Here is a 24,243-nt window from a genome sequence, read left to right as displayed (position 1 = left end):
TGTCGGAAGGCGAAATGAGGCCGTAAAAAAGCGCGCGACGGGCGATCCCGACGCGCGCTTCAAGATGCTCAAGGCAAAACAGCCTCAATAATCCTTTTCGTAATACACCCCCACGCCGCTGGTCCCGTCAGAGGACACACGCCCACGCACCGTCACCTCTGGCGTCACAGTCAGGTTCAGGTTGATCTCGCTCGTGCCGTCCGCGCCGACTGTCACATCGGTATAGATGTTGTCAGAGATATACTTGCCGACGCTGGCCTCCACCGTGCCGTCATCCGTGGTTCCGACATCGAAATCATCGACACCCAGACCAGAGCGGATGTTCTCCTGAATACCCAGACCACCCTGCCCCGACAGCGTGCGCACGGCCTGCGCCAGTTGCACCGCCTGCAGGGGCGACAGATCTGTCACCGACCGGCCAAACAGGAAGAAGGCCAACGCCTCGTCCTGCGGCAGTTCCGGAGAGGAGTTCACTGTCAGTTCCGGTTCGCTGACCGGCCCTTCGAGCAGGATGGTGATGGTGGTCTCTTCGACTTCGGTGGATGCCTCGAACAGCACATAGGGCGTGAAACTGCCGCGCATGGACACCTGGCCCTGCGTCAGGTCGAGGCGCCGCCCCAGCAGGTCCAGACGACCCCGCACCAGGTCGAATTGGCCGATCGGGATCACGTTTGCCGAGGTGCCCGTCAGGCGCAACGAGCCCCCCAATTCCGCATCCAGACCGCGCCCGCGGACAAAGATCCGGTTCGGCGCGCTCACCAGGATATCCAGCGGATACGGCGGCAATTTCGCCTTTTCCGTCTCTCCCGATGCGCTGGGGCCGAGGTTGGCGAACATCAGCGTGCGTCGAACATCGGCGGGCAAGTTCTCGTGCCGAAGACCGTCCAGCGCCGAATAGCTCGGTCCGATGGTGGGCACGCGAACTTCGACCTCGCCAAGGTCGATGCGCCCAGCAATGCGCGCGCCGCCGGTCAGCGGACCTTCGATGGTGATGCGCCCATTGGCGGTTGTGTCAAACAAATCCGTCTGTTGCAGCCCCGCATTGCGCAGCTCCACCACCAGATTTGCACCGTAGGGCGCGCTCAGCAAAATCGGTCCGGAGGCCGAGACCGTGCCCCCGGAAGACAAGCTGCCCGTCAGATCCATTTGTGCACGCCCGCCTTGCAAGGACACGCCGCCGCTCAGATCATCGAGCGAGATGTCGAAGGCCGTCGCAGAGAAACGGGCACCGCTGGTCGACACCCGGCCGCTGACGTTTTCAAGTCGTGGCGCACCGCGCACGGCCACGTCGAGGTCAAGGACACCGCTGATCGTGTTGGGGGCGATGCGACTGTTGGCCAGCGCCAGCGGTGCGGAGCCGGTCACGTCAATATTCACCGTGCCAAAGTTCTGCGCCACCGTGCCATTCACCCGCGCGCCGATCCTGCCGGGACCTGTGCCATCGAGGTTCACGCGCCAGTCCCCACCGGAATGCCGCGCCGTGCCCGATACCCGCAAGGAGCCGGGCAGCTCCGGCACCAGCCGTTCGATCCCGGCCACAGTGACCTGCAGGTCAAGGTTCGCATCAGACGGCGACAGCCGACCGGTGACAGAGCCGTCAATTGACGCCCCATCCACTGTCAACCGCTCGATGCGCAGCGCACCGCCCGCATCGCGCTGGACGTTCAGCGCCACATTGGTGGTGCCGCGCAGGAACGGATCAACAGATGCATTTCCGATCCCGAGGTTCTGCGCTACCAGTGTCCCATTCGCGGACACGGGACCGTTGGGCTGTGCCAATGCGACATCGGCATCGAAGCGCAGCGATCCGGACAACCGCTGCCCCGTCAGCCCGTTGAAGGCCGACAGGTTCGGCACCTGACCACTGGCCTGACCGTCCACTTTCAGCTGCTCTTCGCCAATGCCGGAAACCGTGCCGGTGAACTGCGCCGTCGCCGGGCCGTCCAGATCCAGCCGCTGGACATTGATGACGCCCTGCGCGTCGCGCGTGGCCTCCACCGCCAGGCGGACGTCGCCCGCCAACAGCGGATCAACAGCCGGAACCGACAGGGAAATGCCAGAGCCGGAGAGCATACCCGACAACTCCAGCGGGCCATCCAGAACGCCACCGGATGCAGTCACATCCGCCCGCAGCGCACCGCGCACCGCACGCCCCGCCAGACCGGACAAAGGCGACAGCCGCGGCAGATCGGCCACCAGCCGACCATCCACGCTCAGGTCATCGACCGAGGCCCCTTCAAGCGTACCATCCAACCGGATCGTACCAAGCCCATCATAGGTCAGCCCATCCAGAACGAAGCGCTTATCATCGCCGCGCCGTGCCTTGAAGGACAGCTGGGAAGTGCCCTCCAGCAGCGGGTCCACCGTCGGCAGATCCAGCTTCAGGTTTACCGTACGGGCATCGACCTCGACGTCGAACGTCTGCGCTGCAACCCGGCCTTCGCCAGTCACCGTCAGCGTCGCCGCCCCGGACAAGGCCCGCCCCGCCACCCGCGAGAACGGGGACATCCGTCCCACCTGCGCGTTCAGGACACCGGACACGTCCGGCCCATTCTGCACCGAAGGATCGATCAGACCGCTGTACTGAACGGTCGCGACATCCGGGATCTCTCCGTCCAGATCGACCTTCCAACCGTTCGGTTGCTGCACGGCCGTCAGGGTCAAATCGGTCTGCCCTTCGACACCCGGCAAGACCAGCGATGTGTCGCGCAAAGTGACATCCAGATCCGCTTTGCCCGTGCCGCTGGTCAGTTCTGCCGTGCCTTCGATACGCGCCGCCTGCGTGGCGATCCGCAACAGGTCGGCATATAGCCCGGTCTCGTCGCGGCGCGCCTCCAGCCGAAGGGAACCGACGCCGTCAATCAGCGGATCGAGCGCCTCGATCCCGGTGCCAAGCCCGCGCGTTGTCCCGTCGAGCGCCAAGTCGAAGGCACCGGTCAAGGGCTGCGCCTCCCCGGTGATCGACACATCTGCCGCGCCAGTCAACGCAAGGCCGGAGATTTCGGCAAAGCGCCCAAGGTCATCGGCCTTCAGCACCAGATCAGGCGTGACGACGATCTCAAGGCTTTCCAAGCCCTTGACGGTGACGGACCCCGTCAGACCGTAATCTGCTCCGGCAAGATCCAGTTCGCGCAGCTGCAAGGGTGCGCCTTTTTGCCAGTCAAATCCCACCTGCCCGCGCAGATCGGACCCAACGGTCCGCGCCAGCACCTCGTCTTCCAGGGTCAAACCCTGCGCCTGCATGTCCAGCACACCGCTGACCGCCTGCGTCTCGCGCGCGATTTCGCCCGCACCTGTGAAATCAAGGCGATCCAGTTCGAGCACGCCGTCGCGGTTCAGGCCGACCACTTGCGCTTGCAGCTGCCAGCCATTGCCGTTCTCCGCGTCAAACGTGCCGGTCAAGGTCACGCCTTCGACGCGCGTCTCATCCCCGCCAAGGGGCAGGACAACCGTTTCGCCCGAAGGCGGCGTGATTGACCCATCCAGATCAAGCCGTTGCGGCCAGCCATCCGCGCCGATCAACGCGTAGCCGGACAAACCCAAGGCGTTGGCGCGCAGGGTCATTTCCGAAAGCTCGATCTCGCCGTCCTGCTGCCGCAGCACTTCTGCGGCCAGTTGCACGTCATCGCCAAGAAATTCTTCGTATTGCGGTGCCACAAGCGCCGCCAGATCACCGCCGATGTCGACGCGGAACCGGTTCGTGCCGGCATCGCCATCGGCCCGCAGGATCACGTCGCCGGAGATGCGCTCCTGACCGTCGGTGGACAGGGAAATCGCCGCCGCGAAATCGTCGATCGGGCTGTCGCCTTTTACGGTCAACGCCACAGAGGGCGCGCCCGGCACGCCAAGGGCGTTCACGATCAAACCGTCTGCGGGTTCCGTCACGCTGAGATCCAGCCCCAGCACGCGGTCGTTGTTGGAATAGCTGCCGTCCAGCGCGATTGTGCCGCCGCGGTCCAGTCGATCAATCTTCAACTGCGCTTCGCCCTCGCCTCCGGCCAGCGACGCCGACCCGGAGACCTGCAGCGTCGCCTCTATCCCGGCGACGGCCTCGCCCAGTTCCACGCGCGCCACATCAAGCTGTTCGAGGTTCAACGACACTGGCAGATCTGGCAGGGCAAAGCTGCTGCGCGCCTCGGGCGCGGGCGTTTCCGCCGGCGCATTCGGCAGGCGCGGTATAGACAGCCGCTGCATGGAGATTTCCTGAATATCTACCGCCCCGCGCAACAGCGCAGACCGGTTCCACTGCAAGCCGACCTCTTCAGCTGTCAGCCAGACCCCTTGCGGATCGGCAATGGTGATCCGCTCCACCGTCGCGCGCGACGACAGCGCTCCGGCAAAGCCTTCAAGCCGCACCGTCATGTTGTCGTTGGACAGGGCGTCCTCCAACAGACCTTGAATGAATCCACGGTCATCGCCCTGCGCTGCCGCCGCAAGCGGGCAGAGCAAGGTCAGGCAAATCACGAGCCAACGCATCAGAATGCTTGTCCAATTCCTATGTAAAACTGTACGCCGTCCGAGGTATCGCCAGAGACGGGCCCCGCCACGTCAACCCGGATCGGGCCAACGGGGGTGTCGTAACGCACGCCAAGGCCAGCGCCCGCGTGCCAGTTGCCAGAGCCGTCGTAGACGCTTTCTGGTCCGATGTATCCGGTGTCGTAAAAGCCCACGACGCCGATCTTGTCAGTAACGCCCACGCGCAGCTCACCTGACAGCCCGACAAAGCTGCGCCCGCCCAGTTCCACGCCATTGTCATAGGTCGCGTCAAGCGAGTCATAGGGCTGGCCGCGCACGGTCCCACCACCGCCTGAGTAGAACAGATAATCCGGCGGCGCGCTGGAGGCATCCGGGCCGCTCAGCGATCCAAATTGCATCCGCACAGCGGCAACCACCTTGTCTTCTTCGCCAAAGCCCTTGTAGGCGCGGGCATCCAGCATGAAGCGAAGCCCGGTGTCATCGCCCGATTCAGCGCCCGACAGCAGTGTAAATGGCTCTGCATCGGCCCGGACGTAGAAGCCATCAGTGGGGTTCAGCGTCACATTGCGCTCGTCCCACGTCAGCGCCGTCGGCATGGAAAAGACGTCCAGCGTCCGTGTGGGATCGCCCGGCAGGTACAGGTCGGTGACCTCCGAGCGCGACAGGTTGAAGCCCAGCTCTCCTGTCAGGGTGTCCGAAAACTCCTGGCTGACACCAACGCCAAATTCCAGCGTGTCTGAAATGTAATCCGGCTCATCCTCACGGGAGATGCCCGCCGTGGCGAAAAACAAGGTGTCCGCGCCGTAAACTGCTGGCTTTTCGAACCGTGCCGACAGCGAATAGTCAGGTTTGTTTCCTGACGTGCCGCCCAGCTGGCTCGCCTGTCCCTCGATACGGAACCGCTCTGCCCCGCCGAGGATGTTGCGGTGCAGCCAAAAGCCGGACACCGCCACCCCTTCGGAGGACGACAGTTCCAAACCCGCGCCGATGCGGCGCGGTTTGCGATCAACGACTTCGATACCGATGTCGAGGTCCTCGCCCGCCGTGGGCTGTTCCTGAAGCACGACAGAGCGGAACGTCCCGGTGCTGCGCAGTCGCTGGGCCGCCTTCTCCACGGCGTCCGGGTCGAAGGTCTCACCGCGTGGAATGCCGGCAATCTGGCGGATGCGCGCGGGCTTTACCGCGCTCTCGGACGTCACGTTCACATCGCCAAAGCGATAGCGGCGGCCGGGATCAAGCGTCACGCCAACATCCAGACGCGCGGCGTCGTGGCGGGCCGTGATCTGCTGGTCGGCGATTTTCGCCTCTGCATGGCCAACAGCGCGCCAGCCGGTGACACCGTTCTGCGCCGCCTCGCGCACCACGGTCGCCAAAGCAGGCCTGCCGCGGCGGAATCCTTCGGTTTCCGGACTGTCAGGCGCCAAGGGCGCGACCTGCGCCGCGCCGAACTTGAACCGTTTTCCGGGTTGGACGGTGACGGTCACCGTGCCGATTTGGCTTGGTGCATTGAATGGCGGGATGGTCGCGGCCTCCCGTCCATCAACCTGGATACGCACCACGGGGCCGTAGTAGCCTTGGGCATAAAGCGCCTCTACCAGCCGGGTGTAATCGCCCTGAGCAGCGGCCAGCACGTCTTGCGGTGGCGCCTTTTCCTCGTCATCACGCAGCTCGGCCAGAAGCGACACGGCCTCCAGACTGTCGCGCAGGTCATCAGGCGCCTTGCCCGCGTATTGAAAGTCGATCTTGTCAAACGCAGACGCACCCATGGGCACACAGCACATTACACCAACAGCGCAGGCTATCCCTGCCCGTTTCAGGCCCATATTCATCCCTCACGCTCAGTCTTTGACATGTCCGATAGAAGTCTAGATCACTTTATTCCATCCGACAGGAACAAAACACCATTTCGGCAGGAAAACGCGCATATTTTGTGGCTGCGGGCGGCGCAAACGCCACGGCTGCCGCAGTTTCCCAGCACGTCACCCCGCTGTTGAAAGCACTTCCGGCACCATATCCACCGAATGCTGCGTCTTGTGCGGGCCCGCGCTGCGCAGTGACCCCTTGACCGGGGACACATCTGCGTAATCGCGGCCGTAAGCCACCACAACGTGATCCAGAGCGACGCGCAAATCATTGGTCGGGTCGATCTCCACCCAGCCCAGTTCGCGCCCGCACCACGCCCGCACCCAGGCGTGCATGGCATCCGCGCCTGACAGCCGCGGCTGCCCCGGAGGCGGTTGCGTGCGCAGGAACCCCGACACGTAGCCCGCCGGGATCCCCACCGCCCGCAGCGCGCCGATCATCACATGGCTGATGTCCTGACACACCCCGCGCCGCTGGGCGAAGGCCTCTGCCGGGTCGGTCGCCACATCGGTCGCGGTGGCGTCAAAATCGAACAGCGCGTGCAAGCCGCGCGACACCGCCAGCACGGCCTCCAGCGTGGTCAACGCCGCAGCGGTCACATCCTGACCAAAGGCGGCGATTTCGCCCACCGGCTGAATGCGCTCCGACGGGCCAAGGTAATGATGCGGGCTGTGTGGCCCCAAACTCGCAACGCCATCGATCTCTCGTGGCAGCACGGCAAGCGGAGGTGACAGGTCCAGTCCGCCATCGAAGGGGATGCGCTGCACCCGCCCCTCGAAGCGAAAGCGCACGTCCTTCAAAGGTGCTGAAAACATCAGCGATGTCAGCATGTTGCCGAAAAAATCCACTTCATCTCGCCGCTCCGAGGCTTGCGGCGAGCAGGTCAGCGACCCATGCAGAAGCGTCTGCCGGGACGTGTTTATCGGAAACATGCGCAACAGGGTGCGCGCCGCCGTAGCCGGATGCTCAAACCGATACCCTATCTCAAGCGTGATGTCGTATTGCATGGCAGCCCCACGTTTGCAGTCGGATGACTTAGCTCATATAGCGCGAGGACAGCATGTCCGACACGGTCATCAATCGGCTCGCCACATCGCGCAGCCTGTCAGAACCGAAGTCTTCCGGTTTGGCCACCGACAGATCCGTGGACAGGGTCAGCAAAGCACGCCCGATCGGTCCCATCTGCGTCGTGTCGTAGCGTTGCGGCAGCCGCGACTGATCCTTGCGCAGCCGCTCCACCTGAAAGGCCACGGCGCGAGGATTGTCGGGGTCCAGTGCCAGCAGATCGACCACGGTTTCACGTTGGGTCGCGACGGCGTAACGCCGCCTGTGCGCCATGACGCTGTCACCGATTTCGATGGCGGCATCCAGGCCACCGGTGGCCGCAGAGGGGTCAGCGAAATTCGCCAGCGTTCCGGCCATCTGGATGCCCCGCTCCACCGAGCGGCCCATGCTCATGAACCGCCAGCCGGCTGCGCGGAACATGTTGTCGTTCACGAGACCGGAGAAGCCCGCAAGTTTGCGCAGCAGCTCGCTCATGGCCCGCGCGGCGGAATCACCAGATCCCATGGGACGCTTCGACATGTCGCGCGCCAGCGCCGACAGATCGCTCAGCGCGTGCCAGCCGTCATCGGAAAAGCGGTCCCGCACGTGGCCAACACAGGCAAGCGACGCGGTGAACAACCCCAACAGTTCCGGCGGCACTGCGGCCTCTGACATGCCCTGCCGTGCGATGTCTGCCCGCAAGAGCGCCAGGAGCGGACTGTCCAACGGGCGCACGGCGGCGCGGCGCAAATGATAGGCGCGCATGGTCCGAACCGCGTGTTCCGCCCGTTCCACATAACGGCCAAGCCAGAACAGGTTGTCAGCCGCCCGCGCGGGCAGACGTTCCGGGCGTTGCCGCATGAAGGGTCCGTCGGCGCGCGGCGTGAGACTGTCGGGGGGAACGTCCTCGTCGGAGACCACCCAGACGTCCGCCACCGATCCGCCGGATTGCATGGCCAGCGCGGTGGGGTCTTCGGTCCGCCCGATGCGGGCATAGCCGCCGGGCATGACCTCCCACCCATGGGCGGTGCGCACCGCAAAGGCGCGGATCACCATGGGACGCGGCACCAGTCGCCCGTCGATCATCGCTGGTGTCGTGGACAATGTGACCGCCTGCTGACCAACAAGATCCGCGCCCTTTTCCTCCAGCCACTCGCCTACGGCGATCCGGGCATTGTCGCGGAACTTGCCGCCAAGCGCCGTCGATCCATCCACTTCAAACGGAAGCGCGGTGGACATGGCAGGCGCAATCATCATCTTGCCGAGGTTATCGCGCACATGGGCCAGCTCTCGCGGTTGACCACACCACCACGTGGCAATGTTTGGCAGCTTCAGCGCTTCGCCGGTCAACTGGCGACAGATGCGCGGCAAGAACGCCATGAGCGCCCGCGCTTCCAGCACGCCTGACCCCAGCGCGTTGAGCATGTCCACCTGCCCCGCGCGCAGCGCAGAGACCAATCCCGGCATGCCGATGGCCGATGTTTCATCCAGTTCCAACGGATCGGCAAAGCGGGAATCCAGCCGCCGCCAGAGCACGCTGACCGGTTCCAACCCGTTGATCGTGCGCACCATCGGGCCGTCCGGTGTCACCGTCAGATCACCGCATTCCAGCAGCAGCAGTCCCAGCGAGCGTGCAATATAGGCATGTTCGAAGTAGGTGTCGGTGTGCTGTCCGGGGGTCAGGATGGCTGCATGCCCTTGATTGGGCCCGCGCAGGTCCTGTAGCGACGCGCGCAATTCGCGGAAAAAGCGCGCCAGCCGAAGCGCGTTCCCTTCGACGAACATCTCCGGAAAGACCTTTGCCGTGGCCATCCGGTTTTCCAGCGCAAAACCGGGACCTGACGGCGCCTGAGTGCGGTCGCCCAATACGATCCAAGACCCGTCTGGCGAGCGGCCGATCTCAAACGCCAAGACGTGCAGATGGTGGCCGGAGCGCGGCTGCACGCCCACCAGAGGACGCAACCATTCGGGGTTCTGCGCCACCAGTTGCGCGGGCAAGAGCCCCTGCTCCACCAGTTTGCCCGGCCCGTACAGATCCGCCATCAACCGTTCCAGAAGATCGGCGCGCTGCACCAGCCCATCGGACAGTTCAGCCCATTCGGATTCGGCGATCATCACTGGAATGTGGCTCAGCGGCCAATCCCGCACATCCGAGTCCGACCCGGTATATTGGCGGTAATACACGCCAGCGTCGTGCAGGTACTGATCGCCACGGGCAAAGTCCCCGGCCAGCGCGGTTGCGCCCCGCGTGGCGAGGTGTTCGATCATTGGCCGCCAGACCGGACGGATCGAGCCATCGGCCTGCAACAGCTCATCCGCCACGCCCTCGGGCGGCTGGTATTCCAGAACCATGGCCTGCGCCGCCTTGGCGCGCGCCTGTGCCACCGACAAGGCGTCGGCGATCTGGCGCTGCTCTGCCATCTGCTGACGTTCCGCAGTGGCGGCCGCCGACATGTCTGCCGGCGACGCATTTATGGTATCCGAGCGCGCAGCCTCGACCGAGGTCACGGCCCCCGCCTCTGCCCCGCCGCGCTGTGGCGGCTGATTGTCTTTCGTCTCCTCAGCCACCGGTCTCAGCGCTCCTTTTCAGGAGGCAGTCATACGCCGGGGGAACGCCTCAGGTCCAGTGTCATCGGGAACTCCGGGTGCGGCGCCTCCGACGCGGGCCAGAACGTGCCCGGTGTATGGCCGTTGCCCTCGAACCGTGCCAGACGGCGCGCGTCCGCCTCGTTGGTGTTCACCGGGAAGGTGTCGTAGTTGCGTCCTCCGGGATGGGCCACATGGTAGGTGCACCCCCCGAGCGAGCGCCCCGACCACGTGTCAAAGATGTCGAACACCAGCGGTGCGTCGACCCCCAGCACCGGGTGCAGCGCCTCTGCGGGTTGCCATGCCTTGAACCGCACGCCGCCCACTTTCACACCGCTTTCGCCCGTGTCGGTCAACGGCACCTGCCGCTTGTTGCAGGTGACGATATAGCGGTCCGGATTCAGCGTGGTCAGCTGCACCTGCATCCGCTCCACCGAGCTGTCGGTGTAGCGCACCGTGCCACCAATCGCGCCGCGTTCGCCCAGCACATGCCAGGGTTCCAGCGCCTGCCGCACCTCCAGCTTCGCCCCTTCGTAAGAGACTTCGCCTGCGAAGGGAAAGCGGAACTCTTTTTGCGCCTCGAACCATTCGGGGCGGAGCGTGAAACCGTTGTCATCAAGGTCGCGCAGCACGTCCATGAAATCCGCCCAGACAAAGTGCGGCAGCATGAAACGGTCATGCAGCTGCGTGCCCCAGCGCACCGGCTTGCCCTTGATCGGGTTTTTCCACAGCCGCGCAAGGATCGCGCGGACCAGCAGTTGCTGCGCCAGCGACATGCGCGGATCGGGGGGCATCTCGAAGCCACGGAATTCCAGCAGACCCAACCGGCCCGTCGGCCCATCCGGAGAGAACATCTTGTCGATGCACAGCTCTGCCCGGTGGGTGTTGCCTGTCACGTCGATCAACATGTTGCGCAGCAGCCGATCCACCAACCACGGCGCGGGCTGCGGCATGTCCTCGCCCGGATCGGGGATCTGCGACAACGCGATTTCCAATTCGTACAGCGTATCGTGCCGCGCCTCGTCGATGCGCGGGGCCTGCGATGTCGGCCCGATGAACATGCCCGAAAACAGGTAGGACAGCGCCGGATGTCGCTGCCAGTACAACACCAGCGACCGCAGAAGATCGGGCCGCCGCAGGAACGGCGAATCGTAGGTGGTGGCCCCGCCCACAACGACGTGGTTGCCGCCGCCGGTGCCCACATGCTTCCCGTCGATCATGAACTTTTCCGCGCCCAGACGACAGGCTCGCGCATCCTCGTAGACGCCTTCGGTGATCGCCACGCAGTCCTGCCAGTTCTGCGCCGGGTGAATGTTCACCTCGATCACACCGGGGTCGGGCGCAACGCGGATCACGTTCAGACGCGGATCATTGGGCGGCGCGTATCCTTCGATGTGGATCGGCAGGCCCAGCTCCTCGGCGGTGGTTTCTGCCGCGGCCAGTAGTTCAAGGTAATCCTCCAACGCGCCCACCGGCGGCATGAACAGGCACAGGCGCCCGTCGCGCGGCTCTATGGCGACGGCCGTGCGCACGTAGCCCAGCGCGGGATCGACCCCTTCCATCATCATGGGGTTCTGTGCGGCGCGGTCGCTGCCGCTCTCCTCAGCTTTCAGCCCGGAGACTGGCTGTGTGTGCTGCTCTGTCACCTCGGGCAGCATGCTGGTCTCTTCGGCGGCGATCTTTTCCAGTTCTTCGAGGATCAGGCGACGTCGCTCGTCCAGCTCCTGATGGAAATCCGGCAGCGCGGCCACGGGCGTGCTGGGATCGGCCTCATAGGTATAGGGATACTGCGAGGCCGGAATATGCGGCAGCGTGCCCAAAGGCAGACGAAAGCCAACCGGGCTGTCGCCGGGGATCAGGAACATGTGGCCGCGACGGGTTTTCCAATGCTCCGAAACCCACTTCGATGCGCGCGCCTTCCCCTGCCAACGTTGAATGGGCAGGATGTGTCCGGCGGGCTTGGTCAGCCCCCGATTGAACACCCGCGCAATACGGGCGCGGGCCTCCGGGTCCTTCAGCTTGGGATCCTCGGGCGTCACGTTGACCGGCAGCCCGGCCTCCCTCAGCACCCATTCGGCGGGGTCCTCGAAAGCGGGCCGGACAAAGTCATCCTCGATGCCAAGCGTCCTGGCAAAGGTCTGCATGAAGCGTTCTGACTCCTCTGCCTCCGCACCGGTTTGCGTTTCTGGTGCCACCAGATCGGGGTTTTTCCAGATCGGCTCGCCGTCACGTCGCCAGAACAGCGAGAACGTCCAGCGCGGCAATGTCTCGCCCGGATACCATTTGCCCTGACCGTAATGCAGGAACCCACCGGGCGCGAAACGTGTGCGCAGCTTGCGGATCAGCTGGTCGGCGCGGTCACGCTTGGTCGGCCCCACGGCGGCGGTGTTCCACTCCTCGCTTTCGAAATCGTCGATGCTGACAAAGGTCGGCTCGCCGCCCATGGTCAGGCGCATATCCTCGGCTTCCATGACCGCATCGACCTCACGCCCGAGCTTGTCCAGCGCCTGCCAGCTTTCCTCCGAGAACGGCTTGGTGATGCGCGGATGTTCCGCGACGCGGTGTACGTCCATCTCGAAGTTGAAGTCGGTCTGTGTGTCCGGATCGCCCTGAAAGCCGCCCACGATGGGCGCGGCATTGGCGTAATGCGGCGTCGCAGCCAGCGGGATGTGGCTTTCGCCGGTCATCAGGCCGGAGGTCGGATCAAGCCCGAGCCAGCCCGCGCCGGGCAGATAGACCTCGCACCAGGCATGCAGATCGGTAAAGTCGTGATCCGTGCCAGAGGGGCCGTCCAGCGCCTCCAGATCCGGTTTCAGCTGGATCAGGTAGCCAGACACAAACCGCGTGGCAAATCCCAGATGCCGCAGGATATTGATCAGCAACCAAGACGTGTCCCGGCACGAGCCAGAGCCTTTTTCCAGCGTTTCCTCCGGCGTCTGCACGCCGGGCTCCATGCGGATCAGGTAGTCGATTTCCGACTCAAGCCGCGCGTTCAACGCCACGAGAAAATCCACCGTCCCTGTCTTTTCGCGCGGAATGCTGTCGACCCAGGCCTTGAGCTTTGGCGTCAGATCCACAGCCTTGCGATACTGGTCCAGGTCGTTTTGCAGTTCGGCGGGATACACGAACGGCCACTGCTGCGCCTCTTCCTCCAGGAAAAAGTCGAAGGGATTGTAGACCGTCATATCCGCGACGAGGTCCACCTCGATTGAGAACTCTGTCACCGGCTCCGGAAAAACGAACCGTGCCAGCCAGTTGCCATAGATGTCCTGCTGGTGATTGACGAAGTGAGGCTCCGGCCCGACCTTCAGGCTGTGCGAGATCACCCGCGTCCGAGAGTGCGGCGCCGGGCGCAGGCGGATGATCTGCGGTGAGAGCTTGACCGGCCGGTCGTACTTGTAATGCGTCAGGTGACGAATGCTCGCGGTGATCGCCATGAAGGCCCCCATTGCTGCGTTAACCCTCACAAGACATTTATGTGCCGATGAAGTAAAGCGAACCTATGCACAGCAGCACAATCGGCAGGCATCTGCACAGGGTCCGCCCAAAATCATCGCAAAGCGCGGAACTGCTCGCCGGGGCTGTGCCTCTTGGCGCAGCATGGATTGACCGAGCACCCGTTATGCGAAATCAGTCAATCAATTTAATCATTAATAGATTGTATTCTGCATGACCTGTGCCAGCCTTTCCGTGATCCATGCCAGCCTGTTTTTCGCCGCCAGCCAAGCCTTTGGTCAGACAGCAGAGTTTACCGATTTCTCTCCGAACCCCGGCACCCTCGGCGCGCTGCTGCATGTGCCTTCTGACACATCGCCCGGCCTGCCCTTGGTCGTGGCTCTGCATGGCTGCACGCAACAGGCTGCCGACTTCGATAACGAGACAGAGTTGGCGAACCTCGCGGACGCAACGCCTTTCCTGCTACTCTTGCCGAACCAGAACCCCGCCAACATGTCCAACCAGTGTTTCCGCTTCTACGATCAGGCTGACAACCGTCCCGGTCAGGGCGAAAGCGCATCCATTCTGGCGATGATCGACGCGGTTCTGGCGCAACACGACGCCGACCCGGCCCGCGTCTATATCCTCGGCCTCTCCGGCGGTGGCGGCATGACGGCTGCGATGATGGCCAACCATCCTGAGCGCTTTGCCGGTGGCGCGATCCTTGCAGGGGTGCCTTACGGCTGCAATCGCCCCGCCAGCGCGTGGGACTGGCTGTGGTCGGTTTACCATTACATGCCCGTCGATGGGCTGGATGCCACCTACGCCTGCGGTATTTATGGCTACGACGCCACAGACCGAAGCCCTCGGGACTGGGCCAGCTATGTGACCGCCGTCTCTGGCCCACGAGACACGTGGCCGCTGCTCTCCTTGTGGCAAGGCGGCGCTGATGACACCGTCGATCCCCGCAACCTGCAAGAGCTCACCGATCAATGGACTGCGGTGCAAGGGCTCGACCAGACCCCCGACCTGATCCAGAGCATCGGCACCGCGACCCGAAGCGTCTATACGGATGCCAGCGGCACCGCCCGGATCGAGACATGGGCGCTGCCGGGTTTCGATCACGCGGTGCCGATTGATCCCGAAAACGCCTGTGGCACAACAGGCCCGCACATTGCCGATGCTGACCTGTGTGCCGTGCGCCACATCGCGGCGTTTTGGGGACTGACACCCTGATAAATCGGACCGCGCGCGCCTTGGTGTCTGACCGCAGAGGCCCCCTGACGCGTCGTTCACCTTTGCCCAATTCTGTCGCGGTTCATCGTTCAACGCACCCCCGCAGACTCGTAAAAGTTGACTCAAAGTTAAATCTGAGCAAGCATACTGGTATGACACCAGTCCTAGCAGCCTACATCAAGGCCGAGTTCTCCGGTCAGCCCGAAGCCTTTTTACAAATGGTTGAGGATCGCCTTTTCGCGGAGCGCCGCTCCCGATGGAAAGGCCGGCTGCTTGTGCTGGACTACCGCAAGGACACAGGCCACGTTACCGTGGGCGACACCTATGCCGAAGCGGTCGAAGAAACGCTGCCTTGGGATGAGTTTCGCACCTACGCCGCGCGGTGCTGACCGGAACGTGTCAGCCTTGGGCCCCCGGCTCGGATTGCAGCTTCCGAAGATTGAAAATGCTTCTATGTGGCGGACTTTAACGTCTTGTTAAGATTCACATGTTCTTAAGGCTTTCGACCGATGGCATCGTCACCCCGGCTTGGTGAGGTTCCGCGCACGAGCCGGGGCAAATTGTCCAAATCGACGTTTCCATCGGTCACGATCACCCATGGTCTTGCCAGCAAGGATGAGAGGGCGCGCTGAAAATGCGCCGCCCGTGCATGCACATCTCTGTATTTCGGGTTTGATAGACCATCCCAAGAAACAGCAAAAGGCGCGCCCACCGACGGTTGGGCACGCCTTTTATCTCAGAGACTCAAGCGGCTTCAGCTGGCGAGATAGACGTTCAGCGTCGCGCGTGTGCCATCGCGCCAAAGCATGTTCAGCCATTTGGCAAAGCTCTCGGAAAAGCTGCCGTGCAGCGCGAGATCGCCGTAAATCTGGTGCTGCTCCAACCAATGCGCCGGATCTTCATTGGCTTTCATGGCAGCTTCGGTCAGCGCCTCCCACATCGGATCATTTGGCTCAATCACCGTGCCATCTTCGCGCTGGCCGCTGCACATGCGGGCCCAGAGCGCCTCGACCAATGACAACCCTTCGATCGATCCCCTTGCCGCGATGGCATCACGCAAAATCGGCAACAAGAACCCGGTGTGCCGGGAAGATCCGTCAAAAGCCACGCGGCGTGTGGTGTCATGGATCATCGGGTTGGCGAAGCGACGTGCGATGAGGTCGGCGTACTCCGTGGGTGCCATGCCGGGCACCGGATGGACATAGGGCACGATGCACTCTGCCTCGACCTTGGCGAAAAATGCGCTGACATCCTCGTCCTGCATACACGATGCGATGGTCGGCAGTGACAGGATTTCAGCCGCGTTGGCCAAGACCTGATGGCCCGCGTTCAAGATGCGGATCTTCATCGCCTCGTAGATGTGCACATCGTCGGTAAAGGTCGCCCCCGCCAGTTCCCATTCCGGACGGCCCGCGCAGAAACTGTCTTCGATCACCCACTGACGAAAGTTCTCATGCGTGACCGGCGCCGCGTCATCAATGCCAAGCTCTTTGGCCAGCGAGACTTCCTTGGCACCGGTGGCAGGCACGATGCAATCGACCATGGAATTCGGGAAGGTGCAGCTTTCCTCGATCCAGGCGGCCAAATTACGGTCGGACAGACGCGCGAGGCCCACGACGGTCTGTCGCAGGATGTCGCCGTTGCCCTGAAGGTTATCACAGCTTTGCAGCGTGAAGGGGCCGGTTCCCGCGTCCTTGCGCGCCTTCAATGCACAGACGATCGCCCCGAAGGCCGTGCGCGGTGTATCGGGGTTGGCGGCGTCATGCAGGATGTCCGCGTGCGCCTCGTCAAAGTCGCCGTTGGCGGTGACGTAATAGCCGCCCTCCGTGACGGTCAGCGCAACAATGCAGATTTCCTCTCGTGTCATGGCGTCGATGAGCGGGCGGTTGCCTTCGACGATTTCGATATAGTCAATCATCGACCCGGTGACCTCGGCGGACTGTCCTTTGGGGTCCAGTTCGATCAGGGTGGTCAGGCAATCCTGCGCCTTAAGACGGTCTCTCATGGCCGCATCGTAGGGCCGCACTCCCGCGCCAAGAATAGCCCAATCCTGTGCATGGCCCAGCTGCATCAGCTGGTGCAGATACCACGCCTGATGCGCGCGGTGAAAGTTGCCAAGCCCGATGTGCACGATGCCGGGCGTCAGCGCCGTCCGGTCGTAGGTGGGACGTTTGATGCCCTCGGGCAGCGAGCCCAATGTTGCGTTCGAGAGTTTCATATCCGTGTCCTTTGCGGGCCGTACGCAGGTGGCCGACCCGTTAGCTCATTCATTTTGCCGCGTGTGCACATGAACGGCGTCAGTGTCCACCGTGGTTGCACGCGCCCCTTCACCACAGGTTTCGTGGCAAAGGGAAGCCCGTTTCCGCCTGCGCGAACAGGTCTTGTCAGCGAAGTTTAACCCGCCAACCGTGTCAAGCGACAGCCAGCTCATCTTTCATACGCAGGCCATCGGCGCTGAAGCGATGGATCACGTCGGGGCGTGGCGTCAGGTAGATCTTGTCCCCGTGGGTCAAAGACACCTCGCCATCCGCGCGCACCGTTAGGGTCTCTGCCAGCCCGGTTTCGTGGATGTGGAAAAACGTGTCCGATCCCAAGTGTTCCGCCACGCCGACGACACCGGACCAAAGACCGCTTTCGCTCGAGACATCAATGTGTTCGGGGCGAACGCCGATGGTGTGTGCGTCGTGCTTTGCGGCCTCTGGCCCTTCGATCAGGTTCATCTTAGGCGATCCGATGAAGCTTGCGACAAAGGTGTTGCGCGGCATGCGGTACAGTTCCAGCGGCGAGCCGACCTGTTCCACATGCCCTGACCGCAGCACGACGATCTTGTCGGCCATGGTCATGGCTTCGACCTGATCGTGCGTCACGTAGACCATCGTGGTCGCAAGCTTCTTGTGCAGCTCGCTGATCTCCATCCGCATCCCGACGCGCAGTGCTGCGTCAAGGTTGGACAACGGTTCGTCAAACAGGAATGCGGATGGTTCGCGCACGATGGCCCGGCCGATGGCCACGCGCTGACGCTGACCACCGGACAGCTGCCCAGGCTTACGGTCAAGATAATCCGTCAGGTTCAGCGCGCCGGCGGCTTTTGCAATGCGGCGGTCTTGCTCCGCCTGGTCCATGCCCGCCATCTTCATCGGAAAGGCGATGTTCTTGCGCACGGACATGTGCGGATAAAGTGCGTAGGACTGAAACACCATGGCAAGACCGCGCTTGGCCGGTGGCAGGCCTGTGGCGTCCTTACCGTCGATCACGATGCGTCCGTCGGTGGTGTCCTCCAGCCCTGCGATCAGGCGCAGAAGCGTGGATTTACCGCAGCCCGACGGGCCGACAAAGACGGTGAATTCACCATCTTCGATGGTCAGATCCAGTGGCGGAATGACCTCGGCTTCTCCGAAACGTTTGACGACTTTCTCGAGAACAATGCGTCCCATAAGTCTCTCTCCCAATACGTGCCCTATCGCTTTCGCGGCTAGAGGGCTTTATTTCACCGCGCCGAAGGTCAGGCCACGGACGAGTTGCTTCTGGCTGAACCAGCCAAGAATGAGGATCGGCGCAATGGCCATTGTGGACGCCGCCGACAGTTTGGCGAAGAACAGGCCCTCGGGTGAAGAGTAGCTGGCAATGAAGGCCGTGAGCGGGGCTGCATCAGCCGCGGTCAGGTTGAGCGTCCAGAACGCCTCGTTCCACGCCAATATCAGGTTCAGCAGCACCGTGGAGGCAATCCCCGGCAGCGCCATCGGCGTCAGCACGTGGATGATCTCTTCCTTCAGTCCAGCTCCATCCATCCGCGCCGCTTCGAGGATCTCGCCAGGAATTTCGCGGAAGTAGGTATACAGCATCCAGACGATGATTGGCAGGTTGATCAGCATCAGCACGATGATCAGGCCGATCTTGCTGTCCAGAATGCCCAGCTTGATGAACAGCAGGTAAATCGGGTACAGCACGCCAACCGCCGGCAGCATCTTGGTCGAGAGCATCCAGAGCAGGATGTCCTTTGTCCGCCGCCCCGGCACGAAAGCCATGGACCACGCGGCAGGCACCGCGATGATCACGCCCAGCAGGGTAGACCCGCCGGCGATGGCAATCGAGTTCCACAGGAACTTGTCGTAGTTGGATCGCTCCAAGACCACACCGTAGTTTTCCAGCGTCCAGTCAAAGAAGAAGAAGACCGGCGGATCGGCAATGGCGGTGGCCTCGGTCTTGAACGAGGTCAGGATGGTCCAGAGGATGGGGAAGAAGATCAGCAGACCGATCGCCCAGGCGAGTGCGGTGTTGATCGCTTTGCGTTGTGTCGTAACAGCTCGAGCCATGATCTACCCTCAATTGTCCAGGTTCTTGCCGACGATCCGCATCAGGAAGATCGCGACGATGTTGGCGAGGATGATGGCATAGACGCCACCGGCGGAGCCCAGTCCGATGTTCTGACTTTCGAGAACACGCTGGTAGATCAGATAGGTCAGGGTCTTGGTGCCAAACGCGCCGCCCGTGGTGACGAAGATCTCGGCAAAGATGCCCAGAAGGAAGATCGTCTGGATCAGGATGACCACGGAAATCGCCCGCGACAAGTGCGGCAGGATGATGAACCAGAACCGTTTCAGCGCCGGGGCACCGTCCATTTCCGCTGCTTCCAGCTGTTCGCTGTCGAGCGACTGGATCGCGGTGAGCAGGATCAGCGTGGCGAAAGGCAGCCACTGCCATGACACGATCAGGACAAGCGACGGCATGGACGCCTGGCTGAGCCATTGGATCGGCTCGGCCCCGAAGAACTCCCACAGATATGAGAACAGGCCGTAGTTGGCGTCCATGAAAAAGTTCTTCCAGACCAGCGCCGACACGGTCGGCATGACAAAGAAGGGGGCGATGACGAGAATGCGGACAGGCCCCTGCCCCCACATCGGCTGATCCAGCAGCAGCGCAAGCAGAATGCCCAGCACCGTGGTGATGATCAGAACGCCGCCCACAAGGACCAGCGTGGTCTGGATCGACGGCCAGAAAGCCGAGGACGTGACGAAACGAACGTAGTTTTCGAAGCCCACCCACCCAAGGTCGCCACCGCGCAGCGGCAGGTATTTCTTGAACGAGAAATACAGCGTCATGGTAAGCGGGACGAGCATCCAGCCGAGCAGCAAGACAACGGCGGGTGCCATCATCAGCCGGGCGGCCGAGCGGGAATGCTGAGTGGCCATCGGGTGCTTTCTCCCTGTTGACGGATCGCAAACGCCCGCCTTCAAAGGTTGGTAATAACGGTGAAAGGTAGAAAAAAGCCGAGAGGCGGACGTGCCGCCCCTCGACCGGGAGGAGCCTTAGTAGCCGGCTGCTTCCATAGCGTCGGTGGTGATGGCCTGAGCCTTTTCCAACGCTTCTTCGACAGACTGCTGCCCCGCATACACGGCAGAGAATTCCTGGCTTACGTCGGTGGCAATGCCTGCGAATTCCGGGATCGCCGCGAACTGGACGCCGACGTAGGGAACGGGGTCCACGGTCGGGTTGTTCGGATCAGCCGACAAGATCGAATCCAGCGTCATCTGAGCGAATGGCACGTCCTTGTAGTTCTCGTTTTCATAAAGCGAGGTCCGCGCGCCCGGAGGAACATTGGCCCAGCCTTCGTTTTCGGCAACGAGTTCGATGTAGTCCTTGGAGGTCGCCCACTCGACAAACGCCTTGGCGGCTTCTTCTTTCTGAGTGCCCGCCGGGATGCCCAGCGCCCATGCCCAGAGCCAGTTGCCGTTTTTGTCGATGCCCTCTTTGTGCGGTGCAAGCGCAAAGCCCACGGAGTCCGCAACAGTGGAATCATCGGGGTTGGTCACAAAGGACGCCGCAACTGTCGCGTCGATCCACATCCCGCACTTACCCTGCTGGAACAGCGACAGGTTCTCGTTGAAGCCGTTGGTCGCGTAGCCCGCCGGGCCGCTCTCGTTCATCATCTCGGTGAAGAACGTCAGAGTTTCGTTCCACGCATCGGTGTCGAACTGGGGCTGCCAGTTTTCGTCGAACCAGCGTGCGCCAAAGGAGTTGGACATTGCCGTGATCAAGGCGCCGCCCTCACCCCAACCGGCCTTGCCCCGCAGGCAGATGCCGTTGATGTCCGCATCGCGGTCGGTCATCGCCGCAGCGGCTTCACGGATGAAGGACCATGTGGGTGACCCCTCGGGCATTTCCAGACCGGCCTCTTCCATGAGGTCGGTGCGGTACATGATCATGGAGCTTTCGCCGTAGAACGGTGCCGCATAAAGCGTGCCGTCGTGGCTCAGGCCACCTGCCATCGCGGGCAGGATATCGTCGACGTCGTATTCTTCGGACAGATCGTCGAGCGGGACCAGCCAGCCGTTCGCCCCCCAGATCGGGGTTTCGTACATGCCGATGGTCATGACATCAAAAGCGCCGCCCTTGGTGGTGATGTCGGTGGTGACGCGCTGACGCAGCACGTTTTCCTCTAGCGTGACCCATTCGACGTCATGACCGGTCTTTTCGGTGAAATCGTCGGTGAGACCCTGCATGCGGATCATGTCGCCGTTGTTCACGGTGGCGATGGTGAGCGTTTCGGCGTGGACAGCCGTGGTGACCAGCGTAAGCGCGGTCGCCGCACGAAGTGCGTTCTTAAGGTACATCTTGCTCCTCCCTATGGTTCAGATGTGACAAATGAACCCTAGCCGTAAATTAATCGCACCGTCAATAATTTCTTTACGCGCGATAATTTATTAGTTTGCACTCGCAGAAAAACCGTGACGGCAGCAAGGGGAGAAGGCCACTATCAAGCCGAGTCCCGCATCACCAATTTCCCCTCGAACAGATTGACCTCATAGGGAAATTCCTCGCCCTCGATGGCCCGGAACAGGGTGGCAACTGCGTGTTTGGAAACGGTATCGTAATCTTGCGCAATGGTGGTCAACGGCGGACAAGTGTATCTGGAGAACGGGTGGTCATCCTGCCCCGCCACTCGAATCGCGCAGCCTTCTGCACGCCCGACGCTCATACCCAGCTCGTAACACGCGGTGATAAAACCGATGGCGAGTCGGTCGTTTGAGCACAGAACGGTGTTTGTCCGCATCTCCCCCGAGGTCAGCACCTTGTGGCCGCCTTGTCGGCCAATTTCCTCGAAGTGCCAGCCCTCACCGGCTACGCTGAACACCTGTGGCTCAAAGCCCAAAGTCCGCATTGCCTCCAGGTAGCTCTGCCGACGTTTCCGGGCGTTCGGGTTGGCTGGGGTCTTCATCTCGAAGAAGCACGGCGGCTGCCCGCTGCGACACAGATACTCAACAATCAGCCGGGTGAATTGCGGATTATCCATTCCGCAAAACGCCAGCCCTGTGTCCGCGATATTGGAATCGAACAGGACCGTAGGCACCTCATCACAAAAGGCCCGCACCGCCGCGACGTCCGATTCACGCCCCAAAGGCGCCAGCAACGCGCCTGCTGGTTTCAAAGCCAGCAAGTTGTCGAGAATGTCATTTTCCGTTTGCTGAACGCCATGGGACGAAAAGATCGTCGGACGGTAACCAAGCTCAACGCAGCGCTGTTCGATGTTTCGGGCAAATTCGGCAAAAACCGGGTCTGCCAGATACGGCACAAGAATGCCCACGGTCTTGGTCTGCTTGCGGTTCTGATTTACGGCAAAGATGTTGGGCCGGTACTCATAGGTTTCCAACGCGGCTTCGATCTTGGCGCGGGTGGAGGGGCGCACACTGTCGGGGTCGTTGAAATACTTCGAGACAGTGGGCCGGGAGATCCCGCTCACTGACGCGAATTCTTCCATATTCCGGATTTTGACCTGTGACATGAGTGACGCATCCTCCGCGCCGCCTTACTTTGGCGACCTTTTTCTTTTCGAATGTTTCACCGTTACTTGCCGCGCGGAAAAAATCAACTTGCTTCGCGCCACAACCCTCAATTGAAACTCATCCCTGGTTGACGCACTTATGCGCCAGCAGCGGCCGCAGCCTTGCGCATTTGCGTCAGGGTCATGCGTGGGCTCAGCGCCTCTTCGGAAATGTTGAGATCCAGCACAGCGCCGGTTTCAGAGGCCAGCGCGCGTTCAAATGCCTCGGCGAAGTCTGCCGTGTTTTCAACACGTTCCCCGTGGAATCCGTAGGCTTTGGCGAGAGCGGAAAAGTCCGGCGACTCCATGGACGTACCGGACACCCGCCCCGGGTAGTGCCGTTCCTGATGCGCCCGGATCGTGCCATAAATGCCGTTGTTGAGGATCAGCACGATCGGCTGCGCCCCGGCCTGCGCTGCGCTGGCCAATTCCTGCGATGTCATTTGAAAATCGCCATCCCCGGCAAAACAGACCACAGTACGCTTCGGGTCGGCGACCTTGGCGGCGATGGCGGCAGGCAGCCCGTAGCCCATGGCCCCGGACTGCGGCGCGAGCAGACGCTGCCCCTTGCCATAGCGAAAGAAGTAGCCCGGCCAGATGGCGAAATTTCCCGCGCCATTGGTCAGGATCGCGTCCTTCGGCAGGGTCTTTTGCAAATACCTGGTGACCTCCGCCATATCCACCGGCGACGGCTGTTCTGGCACATCAAAGCCAGCCAGGTAAGCCTCGCGCGCCTGCTTGCACCATCCGGTATCGCGCCGCTCCAGCGGGCCGCCCTCCACCATGGTCATGGCAAAATCTGATGGGTCTGCATGGATGCCCAGCGTCGGCTGATACACCTTGCCAAGTTCAAGATCGCTGCCGTGCACATGGATCAGCGTCTGCTTGGGCTCCGGCACATCGAACAGAGTATAGCCCTGCGTCGAATTTTCGCCAAAGCGGACATTTATGGCAAGGACCACATCGGCCTCGCGGATCAGCTTGGCCGTCGATGGCCACATGCCAACCCCGGCATGGCCCGCAAAACATGATGAGTGATTGTCGAACTGATCGTGATAGCGGAACACGCCGACAGCGGGGATCTTGTTCTCTTCGGCAAACGCCTGGAGTGCCGCGCGCCCTTCCGGGCTCCAGTTGCTGCCCCCGAAAAAGATCAGCGGGCGCTTGGCCGCTTCGAGCAGTTCGCGCGCGTCATTTTCCGCTCCCGGGTTGACCGTCGGTGCGGCGATGCGGCTTGGCCCCTTGATCGGTTTCGCATCGGTCGGGGCTGAAAGCATATCCTCCGGCAAGGCAATGACCACCGGACCGGGTCGGCCCGTGGTGGCCACCGTCCAGGCGCGGGCGATGATTTCTGGAATGCGGTCGGTCTGGTCAATCTCCACCGCCCACTTCGCCATCGTCCCGAACACCGCGCGGTAGTCCAGCTCTTGAAACGCCTCGCGGCCCTTCATGTCTGTGCCCACCTGCCCGACAAACACCAGCATTGGAGCGGAATCCTGCATGGCAGAGTGCACGCCGATGGAAGCATTCGTTGCCCCCGGTCCGCGCGTGACCATGCAGATGCCCGGTTTGCCAGTCAGCTTGCCCCAGGCGGCGGCCATGAACCCTGCGCCGCCTTCATTGCGGCAGAGCACGTAGTCGAGCTGCCCCTCGGTGTCGTGCATCGCGTCAAGCACCGCCAGATAGCTTTCCCCCGGAACCCCGAACGCCTTTGTCGCCCCAAGGTTTACAAGACATTCCACCAAGAGGTTACCGCCGTGCCGCTGTGCCATGTTGCTCGATCC

The 24,243-nt window shown here is 62.4% G+C and carries 14 protein-coding genes; 2 read left to right on the top strand and 12 right to left on the bottom strand.

The window, feature by feature from the left end:
* Positions 1-84: 84 nt before the first annotated feature.
* From J4E08_RS00380 to J4E08_RS00360, 5 genes are all read right to left on the bottom strand, one after another.
* Positions 85-4,476, bottom strand: a complete 4,392-nt coding sequence (locus J4E08_RS00380; RefSeq protein WP_349536823.1) for a translocation/assembly module TamB domain-containing protein — start codon at positions 4,474-4,476, stop codon at positions 85-87.
* A complete protein-coding gene (locus tag J4E08_RS00375) occupies positions 4,476-6,242 on the bottom strand; it encodes an autotransporter assembly complex protein TamA (protein ID WP_349536822.1) in 1,767 nt (588 codons plus the stop codon). The genes J4E08_RS00380 and J4E08_RS00375 overlap by 1 nt, the downstream gene beginning before the upstream one ends.
* A 213-nt stretch (positions 6,243-6,455) precedes the next feature.
* Complete coding sequence (locus J4E08_RS00370) at positions 6,456-7,346, bottom strand: transglutaminase family protein (RefSeq protein ID WP_349536821.1); 891 nt, start codon at positions 7,344-7,346, stop codon at positions 6,456-6,458.
* Positions 7,347-7,374: 28 nt separating this feature from the next.
* Complete coding sequence (locus J4E08_RS00365; RefSeq protein ID WP_502949238.1) at positions 7,375-9,735, bottom strand: circularly permuted type 2 ATP-grasp protein; 2,361 nt, start codon at positions 9,733-9,735, stop codon at positions 7,375-7,377.
* A 245-nt stretch (positions 9,736-9,980) separates the two neighbouring features.
* Positions 9,981-13,406 carry a transglutaminase family protein gene (locus tag J4E08_RS00360; RefSeq protein ID WP_349536819.1) on the bottom strand — a complete coding sequence of 1,142 codons (3,426 nt, stop codon included), beginning with the start codon at positions 13,404-13,406 and terminating at the stop codon, positions 9,981-9,983.
* Positions 13,407-13,638: 232 nt separating this feature from the next.
* On the opposite strand from J4E08_RS00360, the gene J4E08_RS00355 reads away from it, so the two are divergent.
* Positions 13,639-14,640: an extracellular catalytic domain type 1 short-chain-length polyhydroxyalkanoate depolymerase gene (locus tag J4E08_RS00355; protein WP_349536818.1), complete on the top strand. Its 1,002-nt coding sequence runs from the start codon at positions 13,639-13,641 to the stop codon at positions 14,638-14,640.
* Positions 14,641-14,792: 152 nt separating this feature from the next.
* On the top strand, positions 14,793-15,029 hold the full coding sequence (locus J4E08_RS00350) for a hypothetical protein (protein ID WP_183965580.1): 237 nt from the start codon (positions 14,793-14,795) through the stop codon (positions 15,027-15,029).
* Between the two features lie 365 nt (positions 15,030-15,394).
* Here the strand turns inward: J4E08_RS00350 and J4E08_RS00345 are convergent, their stop codons facing one another.
* The 7 genes from J4E08_RS00345 to J4E08_RS00315 all read right to left on the bottom strand — a co-directional run bounded on the left by J4E08_RS00345 (position 15,395) and on the right by J4E08_RS00315 (position 24,231).
* Positions 15,395-16,858 (bottom strand): mannitol dehydrogenase family protein, encoded by a 1,464-nt coding sequence (locus J4E08_RS00345; protein ID WP_349536817.1) that lies wholly within the window; start codon positions 16,856-16,858, stop codon positions 15,395-15,397.
* A 193-nt stretch (positions 16,859-17,051) separates the two neighbouring features.
* Positions 17,052-18,074: an ABC transporter ATP-binding protein gene (locus J4E08_RS00340; RefSeq protein WP_349536816.1), complete on the bottom strand. Its 1,023-nt coding sequence runs from the start codon at positions 18,072-18,074 to the stop codon at positions 17,052-17,054.
* Between the two features lie 48 nt (positions 18,075-18,122).
* A complete protein-coding gene (locus J4E08_RS00335; protein ID WP_349536815.1) occupies positions 18,123-18,953 on the bottom strand; it encodes a carbohydrate ABC transporter permease in 831 nt (276 codons plus the stop codon).
* A gap of 9 nt (positions 18,954-18,962) precedes the next feature.
* Positions 18,963-19,829, bottom strand: a complete 867-nt coding sequence (locus J4E08_RS00330; protein ID WP_183965588.1) for a carbohydrate ABC transporter permease — start codon at positions 19,827-19,829, stop codon at positions 18,963-18,965.
* A 117-nt stretch (positions 19,830-19,946) separates the two neighbouring features.
* Positions 19,947-21,251 carry an ABC transporter substrate-binding protein gene (locus tag J4E08_RS00325; protein WP_349536814.1) on the bottom strand — a complete coding sequence of 435 codons (1,305 nt, stop codon included), beginning with the start codon at positions 21,249-21,251 and terminating at the stop codon, positions 19,947-19,949.
* Between the two features lie 143 nt (positions 21,252-21,394).
* Positions 21,395-22,420: a LacI family DNA-binding transcriptional regulator gene (locus J4E08_RS00320; protein WP_183965592.1), complete on the bottom strand. Its 1,026-nt coding sequence runs from the start codon at positions 22,418-22,420 to the stop codon at positions 21,395-21,397.
* A 137-nt stretch (positions 22,421-22,557) separates the two neighbouring features.
* Positions 22,558-24,231 (bottom strand): thiamine pyrophosphate-dependent enzyme, encoded by a 1,674-nt coding sequence (locus J4E08_RS00315; RefSeq protein WP_349536813.1) that lies wholly within the window; start codon positions 24,229-24,231, stop codon positions 22,558-22,560.
* Positions 24,232-24,243 lie beyond the last annotated feature (12 nt).

The organism is Sagittula sp. NFXS13 (genome assembly GCF_040148795.1).
Taxonomy (GTDB): Bacteria; Pseudomonadota; Alphaproteobacteria; order Rhodobacterales; family Rhodobacteraceae; genus Sagittula; species Sagittula marina.
This window is presented reverse-complemented; position numbering and strand designations above follow the sequence as displayed.

What these genes read in the sequence shown, in the direction of transcription:
- J4E08_RS00375 (WP_349536822.1), bottom strand. Translation starts at nt 6,242, where the DNA reads ATGGGTGCGTCTGCGTTTGACAAGATCGACTTTCAATACGCGGGCAAG.
- J4E08_RS00330 (WP_183965588.1), bottom strand. Translation starts at nt 19,829, where the DNA reads ATGGCCACTCAGCATTCCCGCTCGGCCGCCCGGCTGATGATGGCACCC.
- J4E08_RS00370 (WP_349536821.1), bottom strand. Translation starts at nt 7,346, where the DNA reads ATGCAATACGACATCACGCTTGAGATAGGGTATCGGTTTGAGCATCCG.
- J4E08_RS00315 (WP_349536813.1), bottom strand. Translation starts at nt 24,231, where the DNA reads ATGGCACAGCGGCACGGCGGTAACCTCTTGGTGGAATGTCTTGTAAAC.
- J4E08_RS00345 (WP_349536817.1), bottom strand. Translation starts at nt 16,858, where the DNA reads ATGAAACTCTCGAACGCAACATTGGGCTCGCTGCCCGAGGGCATCAAA.
- J4E08_RS00365 (WP_502949238.1), bottom strand. Translation starts at nt 9,735, where the DNA reads ATGGTTCTGGAATACCAGCCGCCCGAGGGCGTGGCGGATGAGCTGTTG.
- J4E08_RS00325 (WP_349536814.1), bottom strand. Translation starts at nt 21,251, where the DNA reads ATGTACCTTAAGAACGCACTTCGTGCGGCGACCGCGCTTACGCTGGTC.
- J4E08_RS00340 (WP_349536816.1), bottom strand. Translation starts at nt 18,074, where the DNA reads ATGGGACGCATTGTTCTCGAGAAAGTCGTCAAACGTTTCGGAGAAGCC.
- J4E08_RS00320 (WP_183965592.1), bottom strand. Translation starts at nt 22,420, where the DNA reads ATGTCACAGGTCAAAATCCGGAATATGGAAGAATTCGCGTCAGTGAGC.
- J4E08_RS00360 (WP_349536819.1), bottom strand. Translation starts at nt 13,406, where the DNA reads ATGGCGATCACCGCGAGCATTCGTCACCTGACGCATTACAAGTACGAC.
- J4E08_RS00380 (WP_349536823.1), bottom strand. Translation starts at nt 4,476, where the DNA reads ATGCGTTGGCTCGTGATTTGCCTGACCTTGCTCTGCCCGCTTGCGGCG.
- J4E08_RS00335 (WP_349536815.1), bottom strand. Translation starts at nt 18,953, where the DNA reads ATGGCTCGAGCTGTTACGACACAACGCAAAGCGATCAACACCGCACTC.
- J4E08_RS00355 (WP_349536818.1), top strand. Translation starts at nt 13,639, where the DNA reads ATGACCTGTGCCAGCCTTTCCGTGATCCATGCCAGCCTGTTTTTCGCC.
- J4E08_RS00350 (WP_183965580.1), top strand. Translation starts at nt 14,793, where the DNA reads ATGACACCAGTCCTAGCAGCCTACATCAAGGCCGAGTTCTCCGGTCAG.